Source organism: Salinivibrio sp. IB282 (genome assembly GCF_001995685.1).
Taxonomy (GTDB): Bacteria; Pseudomonadota; Gammaproteobacteria; order Enterobacterales; family Vibrionaceae; genus Salinivibrio; species Salinivibrio kushneri.
In genome coordinates this window covers 61,126-77,565 of the sequence record NZ_MUET01000003.1, presented here as the reverse complement: position 1 = coordinate 77,565, position 16,440 = coordinate 61,126, and the positions used below count along the sequence as shown (strand labels likewise).

The 16,440-nt window shown below is 50.1% G+C and carries 21 protein-coding genes and 1 tRNA gene; 17 read left to right on the top strand and 5 right to left on the bottom strand.

Features of this window, described 5'->3' with window-relative positions; genetic code table 11:
- Positions 1-2: 2 nt before the first annotated feature.
- The 6 genes from BZG14_RS01520 to pgpA all read left to right on the top strand — a co-directional run bounded on the left by BZG14_RS01520 (position 3) and on the right by pgpA (position 4,376).
- Entirely contained in the window at positions 3-665 is a 663-nt protein-coding gene (locus BZG14_RS01520; protein ID WP_069363228.1) for a riboflavin synthase, read from the top strand.
- Positions 666-675: 10 nt separating this feature from the next.
- Entirely contained in the window at positions 676-1,785 is a 1,110-nt protein-coding gene (gene ribBA / locus BZG14_RS01515) for a bifunctional 3,4-dihydroxy-2-butanone-4-phosphate synthase/GTP cyclohydrolase II (RefSeq protein ID WP_077607781.1), read from the top strand.
- A 121-nt stretch (positions 1,786-1,906) separates the two neighbouring features.
- The gene (ribH, locus tag BZG14_RS01510) at positions 1,907-2,377 is read left to right on the top strand and encodes a 6,7-dimethyl-8-ribityllumazine synthase (protein WP_069363226.1); all 471 of its coding nucleotides are present in this window, start codon (positions 1,907-1,909) and stop codon (positions 2,375-2,377) included.
- The gene (nusB, locus tag BZG14_RS01505; protein ID WP_077607780.1) at positions 2,378-2,842 is read left to right on the top strand and encodes a transcription antitermination factor NusB; all 465 of its coding nucleotides are present in this window, start codon (positions 2,378-2,380) and stop codon (positions 2,840-2,842) included.
- Positions 2,843-2,905: 63 nt separating this feature from the next.
- A complete protein-coding gene (gene thiL / locus BZG14_RS01500; RefSeq protein WP_077607779.1) occupies positions 2,906-3,895 on the top strand; it encodes a thiamine-phosphate kinase in 990 nt (329 codons plus the stop codon).
- Positions 3,882-4,376: a phosphatidylglycerophosphatase A gene (pgpA, locus tag BZG14_RS01495; RefSeq protein WP_077607778.1), complete on the top strand. Its 495-nt coding sequence runs from the start codon at positions 3,882-3,884 to the stop codon at positions 4,374-4,376. Before thiL ends, pgpA begins: the two co-directional genes overlap by 14 nt.
- 34 nt (positions 4,377-4,410) lie before the next feature.
- Here the strand turns inward: pgpA and BZG14_RS01490 are convergent.
- Together BZG14_RS01490 and BZG14_RS01485 are read right to left on the bottom strand one after the other, a co-directional pair.
- Positions 4,411-4,486, bottom strand: a tRNA-Arg gene (locus BZG14_RS01490).
- Between the two features lie 50 nt (positions 4,487-4,536).
- Positions 4,537-5,670, bottom strand: a complete 1,134-nt coding sequence (locus BZG14_RS01485) for a flagella assembly protein FlgT (protein ID WP_077607777.1) — start codon at positions 5,668-5,670, stop codon at positions 4,537-4,539.
- Between the two features lie 210 nt (positions 5,671-5,880).
- Here BZG14_RS01485 and BZG14_RS01480 point away from each other — a divergent pair, with 210 nt between their 5' ends.
- Together BZG14_RS01480 and BZG14_RS01475 are read left to right on the top strand one after the other, a co-directional pair.
- Complete coding sequence (locus BZG14_RS01480) at positions 5,881-6,516, top strand: FlgO family outer membrane protein (protein ID WP_077484601.1); 636 nt, start codon at positions 5,881-5,883, stop codon at positions 6,514-6,516.
- A 24-nt stretch (positions 6,517-6,540) separates the two neighbouring features.
- The gene (locus BZG14_RS01475; RefSeq protein ID WP_077607776.1) at positions 6,541-6,975 is read left to right on the top strand and encodes an LPP20 family lipoprotein; all 435 of its coding nucleotides are present in this window, start codon (positions 6,541-6,543) and stop codon (positions 6,973-6,975) included.
- Between the two features lie 301 nt (positions 6,976-7,276).
- Here BZG14_RS01475 and BZG14_RS01470 read toward each other — a convergent pair whose 3' ends face one another.
- From BZG14_RS01470 to flgA, 3 genes are all read right to left on the bottom strand, one after another.
- On the bottom strand, positions 7,277-7,711 hold the full coding sequence (locus tag BZG14_RS01470; RefSeq protein ID WP_077607775.1) for a flagella synthesis protein FlgN: 435 nt from the start codon (positions 7,709-7,711) through the stop codon (positions 7,277-7,279).
- 16 nt (positions 7,712-7,727) lie between these two features.
- Positions 7,728-8,051, bottom strand: a complete 324-nt coding sequence (gene flgM, locus BZG14_RS01465) for a flagellar biosynthesis anti-sigma factor FlgM (RefSeq protein WP_077607774.1) — start codon at positions 8,049-8,051, stop codon at positions 7,728-7,730.
- An 89-nt stretch (positions 8,052-8,140) separates the two neighbouring features.
- On the bottom strand, positions 8,141-8,743 hold the full coding sequence (flgA, locus tag BZG14_RS01460; RefSeq protein WP_274532381.1) for a flagellar basal body P-ring formation chaperone FlgA: 603 nt from the start codon (positions 8,741-8,743) through the stop codon (positions 8,141-8,143).
- A gap of 214 nt (positions 8,744-8,957) precedes the next feature.
- On the opposite strand from flgA, the gene BZG14_RS01455 reads away from it, so the two are divergent.
- The 9 genes from BZG14_RS01455 to BZG14_RS01415 all read left to right on the top strand — a co-directional run bounded on the left by BZG14_RS01455 (position 8,958) and on the right by BZG14_RS01415 (position 16,380).
- The gene (locus BZG14_RS01455) at positions 8,958-9,881 is read left to right on the top strand and encodes a chemotaxis protein CheV (protein ID WP_077607772.1); all 924 of its coding nucleotides are present in this window, start codon (positions 8,958-8,960) and stop codon (positions 9,879-9,881) included.
- 26 nt (positions 9,882-9,907) lie between these two features.
- Positions 9,908-10,735 carry a protein-glutamate O-methyltransferase gene (locus BZG14_RS01450; RefSeq protein ID WP_077607771.1) on the top strand — a complete coding sequence of 276 codons (828 nt, stop codon included), beginning with the start codon at positions 9,908-9,910 and terminating at the stop codon, positions 10,733-10,735.
- Between the two features lie 188 nt (positions 10,736-10,923).
- Positions 10,924-11,319: a flagellar basal body rod protein FlgB gene (gene flgB / locus BZG14_RS01445; protein WP_046074968.1), complete on the top strand. Its 396-nt coding sequence runs from the start codon at positions 10,924-10,926 to the stop codon at positions 11,317-11,319.
- A 3-nt stretch (positions 11,320-11,322) separates the two neighbouring features.
- On the top strand, positions 11,323-11,736 hold the full coding sequence (gene flgC / locus BZG14_RS01440) for a flagellar basal body rod protein FlgC (RefSeq protein WP_077607770.1): 414 nt from the start codon (positions 11,323-11,325) through the stop codon (positions 11,734-11,736).
- Between the two features lie 14 nt (positions 11,737-11,750).
- On the top strand, positions 11,751-12,494 hold the full coding sequence (flgD, locus tag BZG14_RS01435) for a flagellar hook assembly protein FlgD (RefSeq protein WP_077607769.1): 744 nt from the start codon (positions 11,751-11,753) through the stop codon (positions 12,492-12,494).
- Positions 12,495-12,518: 24 nt separating this feature from the next.
- A complete protein-coding gene (flgE, locus tag BZG14_RS01430) occupies positions 12,519-13,832 on the top strand; it encodes a flagellar hook protein FlgE (protein ID WP_077607768.1) in 1,314 nt (437 codons plus the stop codon).
- Between the two features lie 172 nt (positions 13,833-14,004).
- Entirely contained in the window at positions 14,005-14,754 is a 750-nt protein-coding gene (gene flgF / locus BZG14_RS01425; RefSeq protein ID WP_077607767.1) for a flagellar basal-body rod protein FlgF, read from the top strand.
- Positions 14,755-14,776: 22 nt separating this feature from the next.
- Entirely contained in the window at positions 14,777-15,565 is a 789-nt protein-coding gene (gene flgG, locus BZG14_RS01420; protein ID WP_077607766.1) for a flagellar basal-body rod protein FlgG, read from the top strand.
- Between the two features lie 26 nt (positions 15,566-15,591).
- Positions 15,592-16,380, top strand: a complete 789-nt coding sequence (locus BZG14_RS01415) for a flagellar basal body L-ring protein FlgH (RefSeq protein WP_077607792.1) — start codon at positions 15,592-15,594, stop codon at positions 16,378-16,380.
- The last annotated feature ends 60 nt before the right edge of the window (positions 16,381-16,440 follow it).

The window sequence follows — 16,440 nt, the reverse complement described above, 5'->3', positions numbered from 1 at the left end:
CGATGTTTACTGGCATTATTGAAGCGATGGGGCGCGTGCAAACCCTAAGCCGTCGAGGACAAGACGTTATCTTGACCATCGACAGCGGCGAGCTTGATCTCGCCGACGTTAAATTGGGTGACAGCATCGCCACCAACGGAGTATGTTTAACCGTGGTTGCATTGACCGCAACGGGCTATAGCGCCGATGTCTCCTCGGAAACCTTAGCGCGTTCGTCGCTGGGCGCTTTATCGGTAGGAGATAACGTCAACCTTGAAAAGGCCATGCTGCCGACCACCCGCTTTGGCGGCCATATGGTCTCCGGCCATGTTGATGGGCTGGGTGAAGTCACATCAGTCAGTCAAACGGGTCGTGCCTGGGAGTACTGGATTGCATTGCCGTCTGATCTCGCCAAGTATGTGGCATTGAAAGGCTCTATCACGGTAGACGGTATCAGTTTGACAGTGAACGAAGTGAATGGCAGCCATATCAAACTCACAATCGTGCCGCACACCGCCGAGCAAACCACCATTCAGCACTTTGCGCCCGGGCGCAAGGTAAACATCGAAGTCGATGTGATCGCTCGTTACCTCGAGCGATTGATGCTCGGTGATAAGGCGGCTGAGCCGACACAATCAACGGGTATCAGCCTGGAAACATTGGCCCGTTCCGGTTTTTTGAAATAAGGATCCCAAGATGGCAATTAGTAGCGCTCAAGAAATCATTGACGATATCCGCCAAGGTAAAATGGTGGTGTTGATGGATGACGAAGATCGCGAGAACGAAGGCGATTTGATCATCGCGGCAGAGGCAGTGACTCCAGAAGCGATCAACTTTATGGCCACCCACGGCCGAGGATTGATTTGCTTGACGCTGACCCAGCAGCGCTGCCAGCAGCTTGGACTGCCCTTGATGGTGTCCGACAATAACGCGCAATTTTCTACCGCCTTTACCGTGTCGATTGAAGCGGCCGAAGGGGTGACCACAGGGATATCGGCGGCCGACCGCGCGCGCACCGTGCAAGCCGCAGTCACCCCCGACGCTAAAGCGGCTGACTTGGTTCAGCCGGGCCATGTGTTCCCCTTGATGGCGCAAGAGGGAGGGGTACTCACCCGTGCTGGCCACACCGAAGCAGGGTGCGATTTGGCCCGTTTAGGTGGCTACAGCCCAGCTTCTGTGATTGTTGAGATCTTAAATGAAGACGGCACCATGGCACGTCGCCCTGACTTGGAGGTGTTCTGTGACAAGCACGGCATCAAGCTGGGCACCATTGCCGATTTGATTGAATACCGTAATCTCAACGAGACCACCATCGAGCGGGTGGCGTCTTGTAAACTGCCGACGGAGTTTGGCGAATTTGATTTGGTGACCTATCGTGACACCATCGATGATCAAATCCACTACGCGATGTGTAAAGGCGAAGTCACTGCCGATCCAACCCTGGTTCGTGTTCATCTGCAAGACACCTTTACCGATGTACTCCAGTCTGACCGCACCGCTGAGCGCAGTTGGAGCCTGAGCCGTGCGATGCAGAGGATTAGCGAGGAAGGCGGGGTGTTGGTGATTCTGGGTAAAGAAGAAACCAGCGAAGCTATTGTCAACAAGGTGAAAGCGTTTGAAGCGCAAGATAAAGGTGAGAAACCGGCCGGTGCCAAGTGGCAGGGGACCTCTCGCCGAGTGGGGATTGGATCGCAAATACTGGCGGATCTTGGTGTCAAGCAAATGCGCCTGCTGTCTTCATCAACCAAGCGCTACCACGCACTGTCTGGCTTTGGCCTGAACGTGGTGGAATACGTCACCGAATAAGGTATAACAACGACGCGCGATGGGCACCATTATCTACTGGCACGGAACATGGTGCCATTGGATAAAAATGTGGTAGAATCGCGCGGTTTCTCATTCCGGAAAGCAAGTCACAGGAAGGCTCATGAACGTAATCGAAGGGGCATTTGCCGCGCCCAACGCGCAGGTTGCTATTGTTATCTCTCGCTTTAATAGCTTTATTAACGAGAGTTTGCTGGATGGTGCGGTTGACGCACTGAAGCGCCAAGGCCAAGTCAACGACGATAATATCACCGTGGTGCGTTGCCCAGGTGCCTACGAGTTGCCTGTGGTGACCCAAAAGCTCGCCAAGAGCGGTCGCTATGACGCGATTGTGGCACTTGGATCAGTGATCCGTGGTGGCACACCGCATTTTGACTATGTCGCCGGAGAATGTAATAAAGGGTTGGCACAAGTTGCACTGGCGTTTGAAACCCCAGTCGCATTTGGTGTGCTAACGGTCGACACCATTGAGCAAGCGATCGAACGCGCAGGTACCAAGGCTGGTAACAAAGGGGCAGAGGCTGCACTGAGCGCGCTTGAAATGGTGAATGTTCTGTCCCAAATTGAATCCTAAATGGGGGTTAAAGTGAAACCAGCCGCACGACGTAATGCACGCCAATTTGCATTGCAAGCCATCTATTCATGGCAGCTAGCGCAAGGTAATGTTGCTGATATTGAAGCCGCGTTTCTTGCCGCAGATAAATACGAAGAAGAAGACGAGCATCAGAAAACCGAGCCGCTTCTACGTGAACCAGAAACAGATGTTGCTTACTTTCGTAATCTGTTTAGCGGTGTTGCGCTTAGCCATCAAGAGCTGGATAGCAAGAYGCGCCCATACTTGTCACGTCCTTTGCAGGACTTAGATGATATGGAGCATGCCCTGCTGCGTCTTGCGATGTATGAGCTGATCAAGTGCGACGATGTCCCCTACAAAGTGGTTATCAATGAGTCCGTTGAACTGGCAAAACGCTTTGGCGCAGAAGACAGTCATAAGTTTGTTAATGGCGTCTTGGATAAAGCGTACCCGCGGTTACGTTAATCCCTTCCCGATTAGGCCAGCACTGCTGGCCTTTTTATTGTTCTATCCAACAAAATAGTGTTTATGACACGCAACGAATTTGATTTGATTCGCGACTATTTCGCTCGTCAGCCGGTCAAGCGTCGTGATGTCGCTCTTGGCATTGGTGATGACTGTGCGTTGGTCGAGGTCCCTGAAGGCTGCCAGTTAGTGGTGACCACAGATACGCTGGTGGAGGGGACCCATTTTCTTCCGACTGCGAGTGCTTCTGATGTGGCGCATAAAGCGTTAGCCTCGAACTTGAGTGATCTGGCTGCAATGGGGGCAATACCAGCGTGGTGTTCACTGGCGCTTACCTTACCAGAGCCCGATGAAGCTTGGGTGGCAGGGTTTTGCCAAGGCTTTACGGCCCTTGCCGAGCATTTTCAGGTCCAGCTGATTGGCGGTGATACCACACGTGGGCCCAAAAGCATCACCATTACTTTACATGGCCATGTGCCTAAAGGGCAGGCCTTGACGCGCGCGGGGGCGAAACCGGGCGACTGGATTTTTGTGACCGGCACACTGGGTGAGAGCCAAGCCGGGCTTAATTATATTCTCGGCAAGACAGTGGTTGATAAAGCTCGCGCAACCACATTAATCAATCGTCATTATCGCGCTCAGCCCCGAGTAACTGCTGGACAGGCATTGCGGGGTATCGCGTCAGCGGCGATTGATATTTCTGATGGTCTACACGCAGACTTAACCCACATCCTCACCGCCAGCGGTGTTGGTGCAAAAGTCGATGTGGCGCAATTACCACTTTCTGAAGCCTTGTTGGCCGATCAAGCCAGTGACGAGCAGGCACAAAAATTTGCCCTGACCAGTGGTGAGGAGTATGAACTGTGTTTTACTGTTCCTGAGCTACACCGTGGCACACTAGACACAGCACTCAAGCATAGTGGCGTGAGTGTGCAATGCATCGGGCAAATAACCGGCAGCCATCGCCTTGAACTTGTAGCAGACAATCAGCCTCTCGATTGGATGCTGTCTGGATGGGATCATTTTAAGGAGCCAAGTTGTGACGGATCCTAAACATCGTTTGTCTTTAACCAATCCTTACCATCTGCTTGCGCTTGGCTTTGGTAGTGGTTTGTCACCGATTGTACCCGGGACGGTCGGTACCTTATTTGCGGTGCCGTTTTATCTTGCGTTTATCAATTATAGCAGCACCCTTGGGCTGTGGGTGGCCATTATTGTCGGAGGCCTTGCCGGCATTGCTATTTGCGGGCGGGCGTCGAAAGATATGCAAGTGCATGATCATGGCGCGATCGTTTGGGACGAGTTCGTAGGATTCTGGCTAACCATGGCCTTGGTACCCAGCACCGATTGGCAAATCGTTTTAGCCGGTTTTGTGTTATTCCGCATCTTTGATATGGCGAAACCCTGGCCGATCAGCTGGTTGGATAAGCACATCCATGGTGGCTTAGGGATCATGTTGGACGACATTTTAGCTGGCGTGATGGCGATGCTAAGTTTGTGGCTCTTAACGACCTACATGCCTACGCTTTTTTAGCATGACTCATTCAGCATTAATCATGCATTGAGGATGGCGCTCCCACAGGGACTCGAACCCCGATCGATCGCTTAGGAGGCGACTGCTCTATCCTGTTGAGCTATGAGAGCGTATCGATATTATACGTAAAAATAGGCGCGATTTAAGCGCCTGTTTTCATTTAATTAATCCCTTTGGTCACTATGTCGCCGATTTGTATGCTGCCGGCTAAGGTTTGAGGCTGAACCACGGCTTCAGCGCTGCTTTCATAAACGCGTGCAACAGTCAGGGTGATCCCGCTTTTTCGACGTTGAGTACGGACGATCCCTAAGTCATCGGTGAACGAGGCAATGTGCCAAAGGTTTAATTGATCGCCTTGTTTCACCCCATTGATACGCCCGACATTGATTTGTGCAATATTGTCTTTGAGGGCGACGATTTCTGGCTTACTGGCGCGACAAGACAGTGACGACTCCAAATCTAACAATATATTTCGACTCATTCGGCGTGCCATTTGCCCATAAGGAGATTGCCAAAAGCGCGCGGTCTGGGTATCGACTTGGCTATGGCGTTCAAACGGCCATTGGGCGACATCGCGATAGCGGCGTTGAAATATGACCTCACCACTCTCACTGTCCATTGCCTGAACATTGACGGCCAGTTGGCGGTTATTTTGTGCTTCACCAAAGCCACTGGCGTCGGTGGTGGCAGATAAATCAGTGATTGCGCCTGTGATCACAAACTGTGCGTCTTTGTCTTCCGCTAGCATGGCCACCGTGCGGGGCGCATTGGGCGAAACATCGACATTGGCGATACCACGCCCGATAAAGCTTTGTGCGTGCTGTTTAATCTCACGGTCTAACAGCACTGAAAAGTCATCGCCAAATTGATAAATGCCCCCTAATGCGGCTTGTTGGGGGGAAACAATCGGAAAACGTGTTAATACCATGCCTTTTTTATACTGGGTTTTGTGGCAAGCGTTTGCCGATGGATAGATATCTAAGCGCAGATTGACAACATAATTGCCGCCTTGCGTGCCTTCTTCTAACACTTGTACTTCTCGCACCGCATTGCCGCTAAACTGATAACCAAGCTTGACTTGCGAGTAAAATCGCTTGAGTTGCTGCAAGCTGCCTACATCGGCACCGGCGAAGCGCATGGCATCAAAGGTTGCGGCTTCAAGTGCCCGAACACGGGCGGCTTGCTGGCTTTCGAGTATCGGGGTGCTGGCTGATACTTCATACCACGCTGCGTGCGCCCAAGGAGCGACACTCAGGCTGACAATGAGCGTTAACCGCGCCAAAAGGGTTTTCATAGTCAAGATCTCACTTAGTGGGTATGGAAATTGCTTTCAATCTATTAGTGCGTAGGGTTAAGACCTACCAAAAAGATGACGCAAAGACGCTGATGCAAGTTGTGTACCTAAATAGAGCCAGCAATCAAAGGTAAAGGTTTAATGAAATCAACCGATACCCTTAATGACACACTTGTCTCACATCGATGACTGAGCGCGGAGCATGATACGATGAAAAAGTGGATAGTGGCGATAGTAGCGCTATGGGTAACAGGCTGTGCTTACACGCCAATTTATAACGGTAAAGAGCCGTATTCGGGCAGTGAGTTTTTCCTTAAGCAGCGGCCACGTCACACCCTTGATTACTTTCTAAATAGCATGGCCGATGAGCTGTTAGCCACCAATGCGTATTTGACAGCGCGAACACCCTTAGCGGTCACCTCGTTTGTCGACCTGCAAAATATGGGCGAAACAAACTGGTTAGGGAATACTGTCACTGAAGGGTTGATTTACCAGATGCAAAGCCGTGGTTTTACGGTGGTAGATTTTAAGTCAACGGGCGCGATTCGGGTCACAGAAGAAGGTGATTTCACCATTAGCCGTGACTGGAAAGAGCTGAACCCTGAACAACAAATCGATTATGTATTGACGGGAACTATGCTGCGCCAAGGCGGTGGGGTGCTCGTCAATGCACGTGTCATCGGTATGGAGTCGCGTGTGGTTGTCGCCTCAGCGCAAGGCTTCTTGCCGGCCGATCGTATTGGGCGAGATATTGATAGCTTGTACAAGGTGCGCAAACGTGATGGTGTAATCATTCGCGACGATCAAAACCGCGTGAAGCGTGAGACAGTGGTGCTAAAACCTTAGTACAGGAAAGAGTAAGGTAGATAAATGTTTACGAAACACGGATTTTTCATCGCAATCTTGCTGATGCTGTCAGCCTGTCAGCCATTAACCAAGATGAAAGAAGAAAATATCATTTCTGCGGTGGGAATGGCATCGATCAGTGCGCAACAAGGCGCAACCCAAGAAGAAAAAGAAACCCGTGCTATGCGCGCGTCTAAAGTGGACGCCTACAAAGAGTTGAGCGAGCAAGTTTATGGCTTGCGGGTTAGCAGCCGTTCGAGCGTCAACGATCAAAGTTTAGGTCGTGACAATACGCAAGGCGCCGTCGATGGCATTATTCGCGGCGCCGAAGTGGTGGCGAGTTACAAAGTTGGTGATAGTTACGTCACAGAACTCGAACTGAACCTAGATACAATGCAAAAAATGAAACGCTATGGCGAAGCGCAGCCTGTACCGAGTAACAATAATATTATTTTCTAGGCGTTAGGGCGTCTTTCTTTGGTTAAATGCGATGGATGACGCCAACATCTTGGCACTCAAGCGGGCAGGGTGAAAAAACGACCTAGTCTTTTAGACGGAGAGCGAGCGGTATGCTCGCTTTTTTAGTGCTTGAATCAAGCTCTATAGTGGCGTGATAGCGCATCACACTGTCTTAGGGAACAAACCCGAGTCGGCAAAAGACAGGCAGATAGAAGCACGGCGGTAAGGCAAGTAAAGCTCACAGGTATCCGTTAGGTTCGGCGTGTCTGGCCGTTAGGCGTGGTGGTGCGTGGGGAGGACGTTAAGCTTTGACGTTAGTGCCCAGGGTTTTTCTCCCCGATGCGTTACCGTCTTGGTTATAGGTCAGTTCTGACTTCCCACCGCTTTCTTGGAACAGATTGCGCAGGCGATGAATGCTTAAACTGGCGCGCTGAAGCGCAACACCATTGGTTTCATTTTGTTGTTTACAGGCAGAGAGCATGGACTGAATGGCACTCACGTGTTCAATTAACGCCTGATCATGGTTCAGCAAATCACGCTCAGGGTGACGACTAATTTGCGCGTCATCTCGTTGAATTTCGTTGATAAGTGATTGCTTTTGCTTGGCGATTGCTTCGATATCTTCTGAGGCTCGGCTGGCAATGACACCGGCTTCTTGCTCGAGCACGCTTTGTAGCGCTTGGACTCGCTCGAGTTGCTGTTCAACCAAGGTTGTTAAAGGCGCAGTAGGGGTCATAACCACTCCAATCAGCTTAGCTGTCGTTGAGATCGTTCTCGAAACGCATGATGTTTGCGGCAAGCTTGTCAGGATCCACTTTATAAGAGCCGTTTGATATCGCTTGTTTGATCTGATCAACTTTAGCGCTATCAAAATAGGGCTCAGATGCCATTTTCTGATTCATTTTATCGATCACTTGGCTTTGCTGGCTGAGCGAAACAGCGTCGTCTTGAGCTTTCACCCCTTGCTGTTCACGCACAGAGCCGCCTTGCGTTTCTTGTGTTTGGGTCTGATTACTCGTGTTACGAGTTGTGGTCAGGGGTTGCTGATTACCACGTAGTTGGTCAATACTCGCCATAACATCGCCTTACTGTCAGTCGCTTTTTGAGTCCGTTGCTCAGCATATCGGCACACCTTGCTATTACTTTAGCATTGTGACGTAAAAAGTTAGAAATTAACCGTTACTTCGCCGACCGCTGAGATTGTAGCATCGACAATCCGGTTAGATTTATTGTTCTTCACTTTTATTTGCTCACCTAGAGCGCCATCACTTAATGCCGTGCCTTTTGCAACAATGTTCAGTCCGTTTCCTTGCGCAGTGATCAATACGTCATCATTTCGACACACGGCGCAGACATCGTTACTGCTGATCGGTTCACCTATCCCCACGGTTCGTTTGACTTTAGAGCCAATTAAACGTGCGGGTTGCGTATAGGTATGCCCGCGTTGAAACCGACTATTTACCATCTGAACGGCTACATCATTCGAAGCAATAGTCATGCCACGATTGAGTGGTCGTTTTGCGACAACCGAGGGGGTCATCAACTCGATTTTAACCGGAATATACACTTGCCAGTTGTCTCGATCGCAAGACACCATCACGGTCACTGAGGTATTAATCTGTTGACGGCCAGGCACTTTGGTGTCGAGTGGCACTGGGCAATCGGTGAGACGCATGCGCGAATCAAGGTTCCCCGCCGCGATGTTGAGTTCGCCATTTTTAGGCAGCGAAATAATATCGGCGACATGCGCCTCCGCGGCTTCTTGCACCGCTTCAATTTGACTTACTGTCGCAGCAGCTATACTTACGCTAAAGCTTGTAAGCCAAACGGCGATAAATAAACATGATATCTTGGACATAGTTCGATCCAGCAGTAGCGGACGTTAAGAAAAAAATACCTTCTTTTCTCGAGAGTCATGTGATTACCCACTATGATTACCATGCTACTCTACAAAAAAAACGGGGCAATATGGAGTTTATCTTATGACAGGTGGTGTTCTTGATTCGGTCAACCAGCGTACGCAGCTGGTAGGACAAAACCGGTTAGAGCTGTTGACTTTCCGCCTGATGAGAAAACAGCGCTTTGGCATTAATGTTTTTAAAGTCAAAGAGGTGCTGCAATGCCCACGACTTACCGCAATGGCAAACTTGCATCCTTTGGTGAAAGGCGTGGCTCACATCCGCGGCCAAACCGTTTCTGTCATCGACATGAGCCTTGCAACTGGCGGGCCACCTATTCCTGACCCAGAAAATCGCTTTGTGATCATTGCCGAATTTAACCGTTCGATGCAGGGCTTCCTTGTCGGCTCGGTCGAGCGTATCGTTAATATGAACTGGGAAAAAATTCTCCCTCCTCCTCAAGGGACAGGGCGATCTCACTATCTCACGGCGGTCACTGAAATTGATAACGAGTTGGTGGAAGTGCTCGATGTTGAAAAAATTCTCAATGAAATCGCACCTGTGAACGAAGATGTGAGTGAGGAAGTGCTCTCGAAACGAGAGGAACGGGAAGAAAGTGCTCCGAGTCAAGTGCTAGTGGCCGATGATTCCAGCGTTGCACGCCGGCAGGTGAAGCGCGCGGTTGAAAGCGTCGGTTATGACGTTATCTTGGTACAAGATGGTAAAGAAGCTCTCGATAAACTGAAAGAAATGGCCGCCGAGGAGAACATCTACAGTCAACTTGCTTTGGTGATCTCCGATATCGAAATGCCTGAAATGGATGGCTATACCCTCACAACTGAGATTAGAAAAGATTCGAGTCTTAAAGATCTTCATGTAGTATTGCACTCATCATTGAGTGGGGTGTTTAATGAGGCCATGGTTGAGCGTGTAGGGGCTAACTCGTTTATTGCTAAGTTCGACCCAGATGAACTGGGCTCTGCCGTACTCGAGTCGGTCAAGTCGTAACGTAACCAAAGCGATTGAGTTAATTAATGACAAATGTAGCAATCAGTGACCAAGAATATCGAGACTTTTGCAAACATCTCGAAGCCAAGTGTGGGATCGTACTGGGAGACAGCAAGCAGTATCTGGTACGAAGCCGCTTGAGCCCGCTGGTGAATAAATTTGGCGTGGAGTCGCTGTCAGAATTGATAAAGTCGGTGATTACGGGGCGTAATCGTGAACTCGCGGTTGCAGCCATTGATGCGATGACCACCAACGAAACATTGTGGTTTCGTGACACCTATCCGTATGAGGTGCTGGCACATCGCTTGTTACCCGAGCTGGCTAAATCACGTAAGCCGATTAAAATCTGGTCCTCGGCGAGTTCGTCAGGACAAGAGCCGTATTCGATTGCCATGACAGTCGCGGAAACCCAGCAGCGTAAGCCTGGCATGATGGGTAGCGTAAGCGTCACCGCCACCGATATCTCTACGTCGATGTTAGAAGCCTGTCGTCAGGGAATTTATGACAACCTGGCATTAGGACGCGGGCTGTCGTCAGAGCGTCGTCGTACGTTTTTTGAAGATGTCGGTGACGGCAAAATGCGGATCAAAGACAATGTAAAGCGCATGGTKACTTTTCGCCCACAAAACTTGATGGAAAGCTACAGCCTCTTAGGTAAGTTTGACATCATTTTCTGTCGTAATGTGTTGATCTACTTCTCACCTGATATGAAAGCCAAAGTGTTGAATCAAATGGCGGGAGCACTGAATCCCGGCGGTTATTTGATCTTGGGCGCGTCGGAGTCACTCACGGGGTTAACTGACAAGTTCGAGATGATTCGGTGTAATCCTGGCATTATATATAAGCTTAAATAGAGGATGGCAAAAAGCGGCACAATGTTTGCCGCTTTTTTGCCTCCTAGTCTCGCGCTCTCGTTTTGCATTCATCAGTGCCCCTGCTCTCAGTCCACGTCCCACCTGGGTTTAAGATAAAAAAGAAGCCTTGCTAGAAACTTGGCACCCTGTTTGCTTTATTCCATGCAGTAAGAACTCGGAGGTTGTCCATGGCGATCACATTTGACAATGCACTTGGTGTGCACCAGCACACAGTTGGCGTACGAGGCAAGCGGGCAGAAACCCTGTCTAGCAACATTGCTAATGCCAACACGCCAGGTTACAAGGCGCAAGACATCGACTTTCAACGCGCCCTAAAAGCGGCAACATCCGAGGCAAGTATTGGCCTAAGCCGCACCAATGAGCGGCACATTGCTGCCTCTAGCCAAGTGATGGGGGAAAAGAAGTACCGTATCCCCACACAGCCAGATACCGGCGATGGCAACACGGTTGATGCGCAATTAGAAAAGAACTTGTTCATGCAGAACGCACTGGAATACCAAGCCTCACTGGATTTTCTTGGCTCTAAGTTCAAGAATATGAAAAAGGCATTGAATGGGAAATAATCGATGAGTTTGTTTAATATTTTTAACGTGTCGGGATCGGCGATGAGTGCCGAATCAGTACGATTGAACACCACATCAAGTAACCTGGCCAATGCCAATTCGGTGAGCAGCTCTGCTGAAGAGACGTATCGATCCCGGCATCCGATTTTCTCTGCGGAGCTTAATCGCTTTAAGCAACAGGGTGAAAGTGTGCCAGTCAACATTGATGGTATTGTCGAAAGCCAGAAACCATTACGTGCGGAATATAACCCCAACCATCCGATGTCGAATGATGAAGGGTATATCTTTAAGCCGAACGTCAATGTGATGGAAGAGATGGCGAACATGATTTCCGCATCGCGCGCCTATCAAACCAATGTGCAGGTGGCCGATGCGAGTAAACAGATGCTGATGCGTACGCTTCAGATGGGTCAGTAATGTAGGAGGCAAAAATGGCCGGAATCGACGGTACAGGTTCAACGAACGGACTGTCCTACATTGACCAGCTAAAGGCGCAGCAAGAGAAAAAACTGCAAGAGAAGCAAGACTCGACCACGGGTAAGCAAGCACTCGAGCAGGAAGACTTTCTCAAATTGCTCACCAAACAGCTGTCACAGCAGGATCCGTCTAAACCTGCCGATAGTGACAAGATGATCTCACAGATGGCGTCGTTTGCCACGGTTGAGGGCATCGGCAAAATGAATAAGCAATTTGATACGTTTAATGAGTCGATGACGTCTAACCAGGCATTGCAAGCGTCATCTTTGGTCGGACGTGACGTCCTCGTCCCCGGCTCCACCGGGGTGAAAGGTGAAACGGGTGGTGTTGCAGGAATGGTGAAGCTGCCCCAAGCGCTGGATAATGTCAGTGTTCGGGTGGAAAACGAGCAAGGGCAACTATTACGAACCTTCAGTATGGGCGCTAAACCGCCGGGTGAGCACCGCGTGGAATGGGACGGGCTCGACGATAACGGCAATCCTATGCCGGAGGGCACGTATAAAATTAAAGTAAGTGGCATGGTTGATGGCCAAACCCAAGAGTTTGATGTGTCGACCTATGCCAATGTAAACAGTGTCTTGCTGGGGAATGGCGATGGCAATGTGATGTTGAATATTGCTGGCTTTTCCTCACCGATGAAACTGGCTGAAGTGCTAGAGGTCGGTAACGCCGACGTCGGAAGTGTGACGAAAGGCTAACCGATTTATTAGGAGTGAAAAGCAATGGGTTTTAATATTGCGTTAAGTGGCCTTGGTGCGGCCCAGAAAGACATGAACACCACCAGTAACAACATCTCGAATGCCAATACGTATGGCTTTAAGGAATCGCGTGCTGAGTTTGGTGATGTCTACTCAACGTCCATCTTCTCAAACTCGAAGACCACTAACGGGACCGGTGTACAAACGTCGACCGTGGCACAGCAGTTCCACGAAGGCTCAAGTATCTACACCAACAACCCACTTGATTTGCGGATTAGCGGTAACGGCTTTTTCGGCGTGTCAAATGACAAGCTGCAAAATAACGATTACCACCTAACGCGCAACGGTGCCTTCCATCTTGATAAAAATAACGACATTATCAACTCTGAGGGCCAGTATTTGCTCGGTTATAATGTCGACCCTGAAACCCAGCAGGTGTCGTCTTATGAGCCGCAGTCGCTCAATGTGCCCGATCAGTTTGGCCAGCCTCGTGCATCAGAAAATGTCGATATTGGCTTGAACTTACCGGCCGGCGGCGCAGAGAAAGATCCCGCACAGTTTAACTTTAAAGATCCAGAAACCTATAACAAGCAAACGTCGGCGACGGTCTATGACTCACTGGGTCAGCCGTACAAATTATCGACGTATTATGTAAAAGGTAACGATCCGGCGAATCCGAACAGTTGGTCGGTGTACTACACCATGACAGATCCTGAAGGTGAGAAGCCGGTGAATATCCAAGGCGGTAATGTTACTAGTGCCTCTGGACAGGTTGGCCACACTATCGACTTTAACTCCGATGGCTCGGTGAACAGCATCAATGGCGGTAACCCGATCGTGACCGATGCCTTGGGACCAGCGGGTGCAGGGCTAGAAATGAACGGGGCTAACGGTGACCAGCAGCTCACGCTCAACTTCGATAATCCGACTCAGTATGCCTCGCCGTTTGAGATGCGTAAATTTACTGATGATGGTGCAACCACGGGGTATCTCACCAAGGTCGATATTGATTCTAAAGGCACCATTATGGCGACCTATAGTAACGGTGAAAATGTCGCGTTGGGGCGGGTTGCGATGGTGCGCGTCGCCAACCAGCAAGGCTTATCCCAAACAGGCAACACCCAATGGGATGTGACTCAAGATTCGGGTGATCCCGTTTTTGGTGAAGCGATGCAAGGCGCCTTTGGTCAGGTAAAAAGCGGGACGATCGAGCAGTCCAATATCGATATGACCCAAGAGTTGGTTGACTTGATTACCGCGCAGCGAAACTTCCAGGCTAACTCACGCGCCTTGGAAGTGAGCAACCAGATGCAACAAAATATTCTACAAATCCGTTAGTGACATTAACCTTGCCGCCCACTGATAGGGCGGCAAGGCTTTTCCATTTCCTCTCTCCTCTTCCCCCTTTCTGGCGGCAAAAATACTAGTAATAGATTGATCTTAAAGGTATAAAATTACTGGCACGCTCTTTGCTTTCTTCTGTGTAGAACGATTGTGGAGGCAACCAATTATGGATCGCTCGTTATACCTTGCCATGAGTGGCGCAAAGCAAGACATGCAGGCTATGCAATTGCGCTCTAATAACTTGGCCAATGTCAGCACCACCGGTTTCCGGGCTGACCTTGAACAGTCTCGCGCCATGCAAGCTTATGGCGAGGGGCTACCCAGTCGAGTATTCAACATGACTGAGCGACCTGGATACAGCTTCGAGCAAGGCTCAACCATTACTACAGGTCGTAATCTGGATGTGGCGGTGCAAGGTGAAGGCTGGATGTCAGTGCTAGACAGCCAAGGGCAAGAAGGCTACACCCGTGCGGGCCATCTCAAAGTGGATCAAACCGGCCTACTCCAAAACAGTAATGGTAACCTCATTCTCGGAGAGAATGGGGGCCCGATATTTATTCCCCTCCCTGCAGCAAAAATTGAAGTGGGCAAAGACGGCGGTGTTTCTGTACTCCCCCAAGGTGCGCCACCTGATGCGATGGAAGTGGTGGATAGAATCAAACTGGTTCGCCCAGATAATCAAGATCTCTTTAAAGACAAAGACGGCGTGTTCAAACCCAAAGAGGCCGGCACTGTGTTTCCAGCCGATGCTGGTGTCACGTKGCAAACAGGGGCGTTAGAAGGCAGTAACGTCAACGCTGTGGGTGAGATGACTAAGTTAATCGACTTGCAACGTCATTTTGAAATGCAAGTGAAGTTAATGAAAACCGCGGAAAAAATGGACGAGTCGTCAGCATCACTATTACGGCTTGGCTAAGGTTTATTAAGAGGAAGTAATTATGCATCCAGCATTATGGGTCAGTAAAACCGGACTTGATGCGCAGCAGACCAATATCTCGACGATTTCGAATAACCTCGCCAACGCATCCACTGTCGGGTTTAAAAAATCACGCGCGGTGTTTGAAGATCTCTTCTACCAGAACATTAACCAACCAGGTGGGCAATCCTCACAGAACACTGAGTTGCCAAGTGGATTGATGCTGGGTTCCGGTTCAAAGGTGGTGGCCACCCAGCGTGTCCACACCAATGGTAATGTGCAAACCACAGACAATGCCCTCGACATGATGATTGAGGGAGACGGCTTTTTCCAAGTACTGCTCCCTGATGGCAACATCGGCTATCAGCGTAACGGCCAATTTACCTTGAATGATGAAGGCACGATAGTGACGTCAGGTTCAGGTTACACCTTGGAGCCTGAAATCACCGTTCCCGACGATGCGGTGCAAGTGACGGTCGGAACCGATGGTGAAGTGTCTGTGCGATTACGTGGTCAGCAAGAGAACCAAGTACTGGGTCAAATTACCACGGCCGACTTTATTAACCCGGGGGGATTAGAACCGATTGGCCAAAATATTTACCTACCCACTGGCGCGAGTGGTGATCCACAAGAAGGCGTTCCCGGGCTTGATGGCTTTGGTGAAGTCAAGCAATCGATGCTGGAAACCTCTAACGTCAATGTGACTGAAGAGCTGGTGAACATGATTGAGGCTCAGCGTGTCTACGAAATGAACTCCAAAGTGATCTCGTCGGTTGACCAGATGCTCAGCTACGTCAATCAGCAGCTTTAAGTAAGGTTTAGGAGGCAATGATGTCGGTGCAACGTATATTAATCCCAGGCTTTTTCCTTGCCACCTTGTTGGGGCTGGGTGGCTGTTCATTGCCGGGGCAACAAGATACAGGCAGTGATCTTGACCAAGCGACCTCCACCACCGACGCGGTAGAAGGGGACACCACACCAGAGAGCGAAGGCTTAATTGGCATGTTGCGCCAACGTGACGATCCCAAAGCGGGCGATCCAGCTTGGTCGCCGATTCGCCCACAACAACCTCCTGAGCACTATGCCACGGCAACGGGCTCTTTGTTTAATGAAAGTGAACAGCGTGATCTCTATGATGGTTCCAAGCCTCGCGGGCTAGGCGACATTGTGACCGTGATGCTGGAAGAAAATACCCAAGCACAAAAAAGCGCCAGTTCTGACTTAGCCAAATCCAATGATCTGACCATGGATCCCCTCTCGCTTGGTGGTGAAGAGATCACCATTGGCGATCGAACCTTGTCGTACGAAGTCAGTAATGACAATTCGGTAACTGGCTCTACCTCAGCGGATCAAAGTAACAGCCTTCAAGGCTCTATCTCTGTGCAGGTAGTGGATGTGTTGGCGAACGGTAACCTGATGGTGCGCGGTGAAAAGTGGCTTACGTTGAACTCCGGGGATGAGTACATCCGTCTCAGCGGTACCATTCGTCCGGCCGATATCGGCACTGACAACACCATTGCATCGACCCGTATTTCCAACGCCAGAATTCAGTATTCAGGCACCGGTGAGCGACAAGATACCCAAGAGCAAGGTTGGTTGGCACGATTCTTTAATGTCACCTTGTAGCCCTACAATGTGCCGGAGAGTTGACGTGAAAAAGTGGTTGTTATTGATAGTCCTGCTGAC

Excerpts from the sequence above, each read along its gene's own strand:
- BZG14_RS01470 (WP_077607775.1), bottom strand. The coding sequence starts at position 7,711 with ATGACCCCTACTGCGCCTTTAACAACCTTGGTTGAACAGCAACTCGAG.
- ribH (WP_069363226.1), top strand. The coding sequence starts at position 1,907 with ATGAACGTAATCGAAGGGGCATTTGCCGCGCCCAACGCGCAGGTTGCT.
- flgB (WP_046074968.1), top strand. The coding sequence starts at position 10,924 with ATGGCGATCACATTTGACAATGCACTTGGTGTGCACCAGCACACAGTT.
- BZG14_RS01475 (WP_077607776.1), top strand. The coding sequence starts at position 6,541 with ATGTTTACGAAACACGGATTTTTCATCGCAATCTTGCTGATGCTGTCA.
- flgG (WP_077607766.1), top strand. The coding sequence starts at position 14,777 with ATGCATCCAGCATTATGGGTCAGTAAAACCGGACTTGATGCGCAGCAG.
- thiL (WP_077607779.1), top strand. The coding sequence starts at position 2,906 with ATGACACGCAACGAATTTGATTTGATTCGCGACTATTTCGCTCGTCAG.
- BZG14_RS01485 (WP_077607777.1), bottom strand. The coding sequence starts at position 5,670 with ATGAAAACCCTTTTGGCGCGGTTAACGCTCATTGTCAGCCTGAGTGTC.
- ribBA (WP_077607781.1), top strand. The coding sequence starts at position 676 with ATGGCAATTAGTAGCGCTCAAGAAATCATTGACGATATCCGCCAAGGT.
- BZG14_RS01520 (WP_069363228.1), top strand. The coding sequence starts at position 3 with ATGTTTACTGGCATTATTGAAGCGATGGGGCGCGTGCAAACCCTAAGC.
- flgM (WP_077607774.1), bottom strand. The coding sequence starts at position 8,051 with ATGGCGAGTATTGACCAACTACGTGGTAATCAGCAACCCCTGACCACA.
- flgE (WP_077607768.1), top strand. The coding sequence starts at position 12,519 with ATGGGTTTTAATATTGCGTTAAGTGGCCTTGGTGCGGCCCAGAAAGAC.
- flgC (WP_077607770.1), top strand. The coding sequence starts at position 11,323 with ATGAGTTTGTTTAATATTTTTAACGTGTCGGGATCGGCGATGAGTGCC.
- flgD (WP_077607769.1), top strand. The coding sequence starts at position 11,751 with ATGGCCGGAATCGACGGTACAGGTTCAACGAACGGACTGTCCTACATT.
- BZG14_RS01455 (WP_077607772.1), top strand. The coding sequence starts at position 8,958 with ATGACAGGTGGTGTTCTTGATTCGGTCAACCAGCGTACGCAGCTGGTA.
- BZG14_RS01480 (WP_077484601.1), top strand. The coding sequence starts at position 5,881 with ATGAAAAAGTGGATAGTGGCGATAGTAGCGCTATGGGTAACAGGCTGT.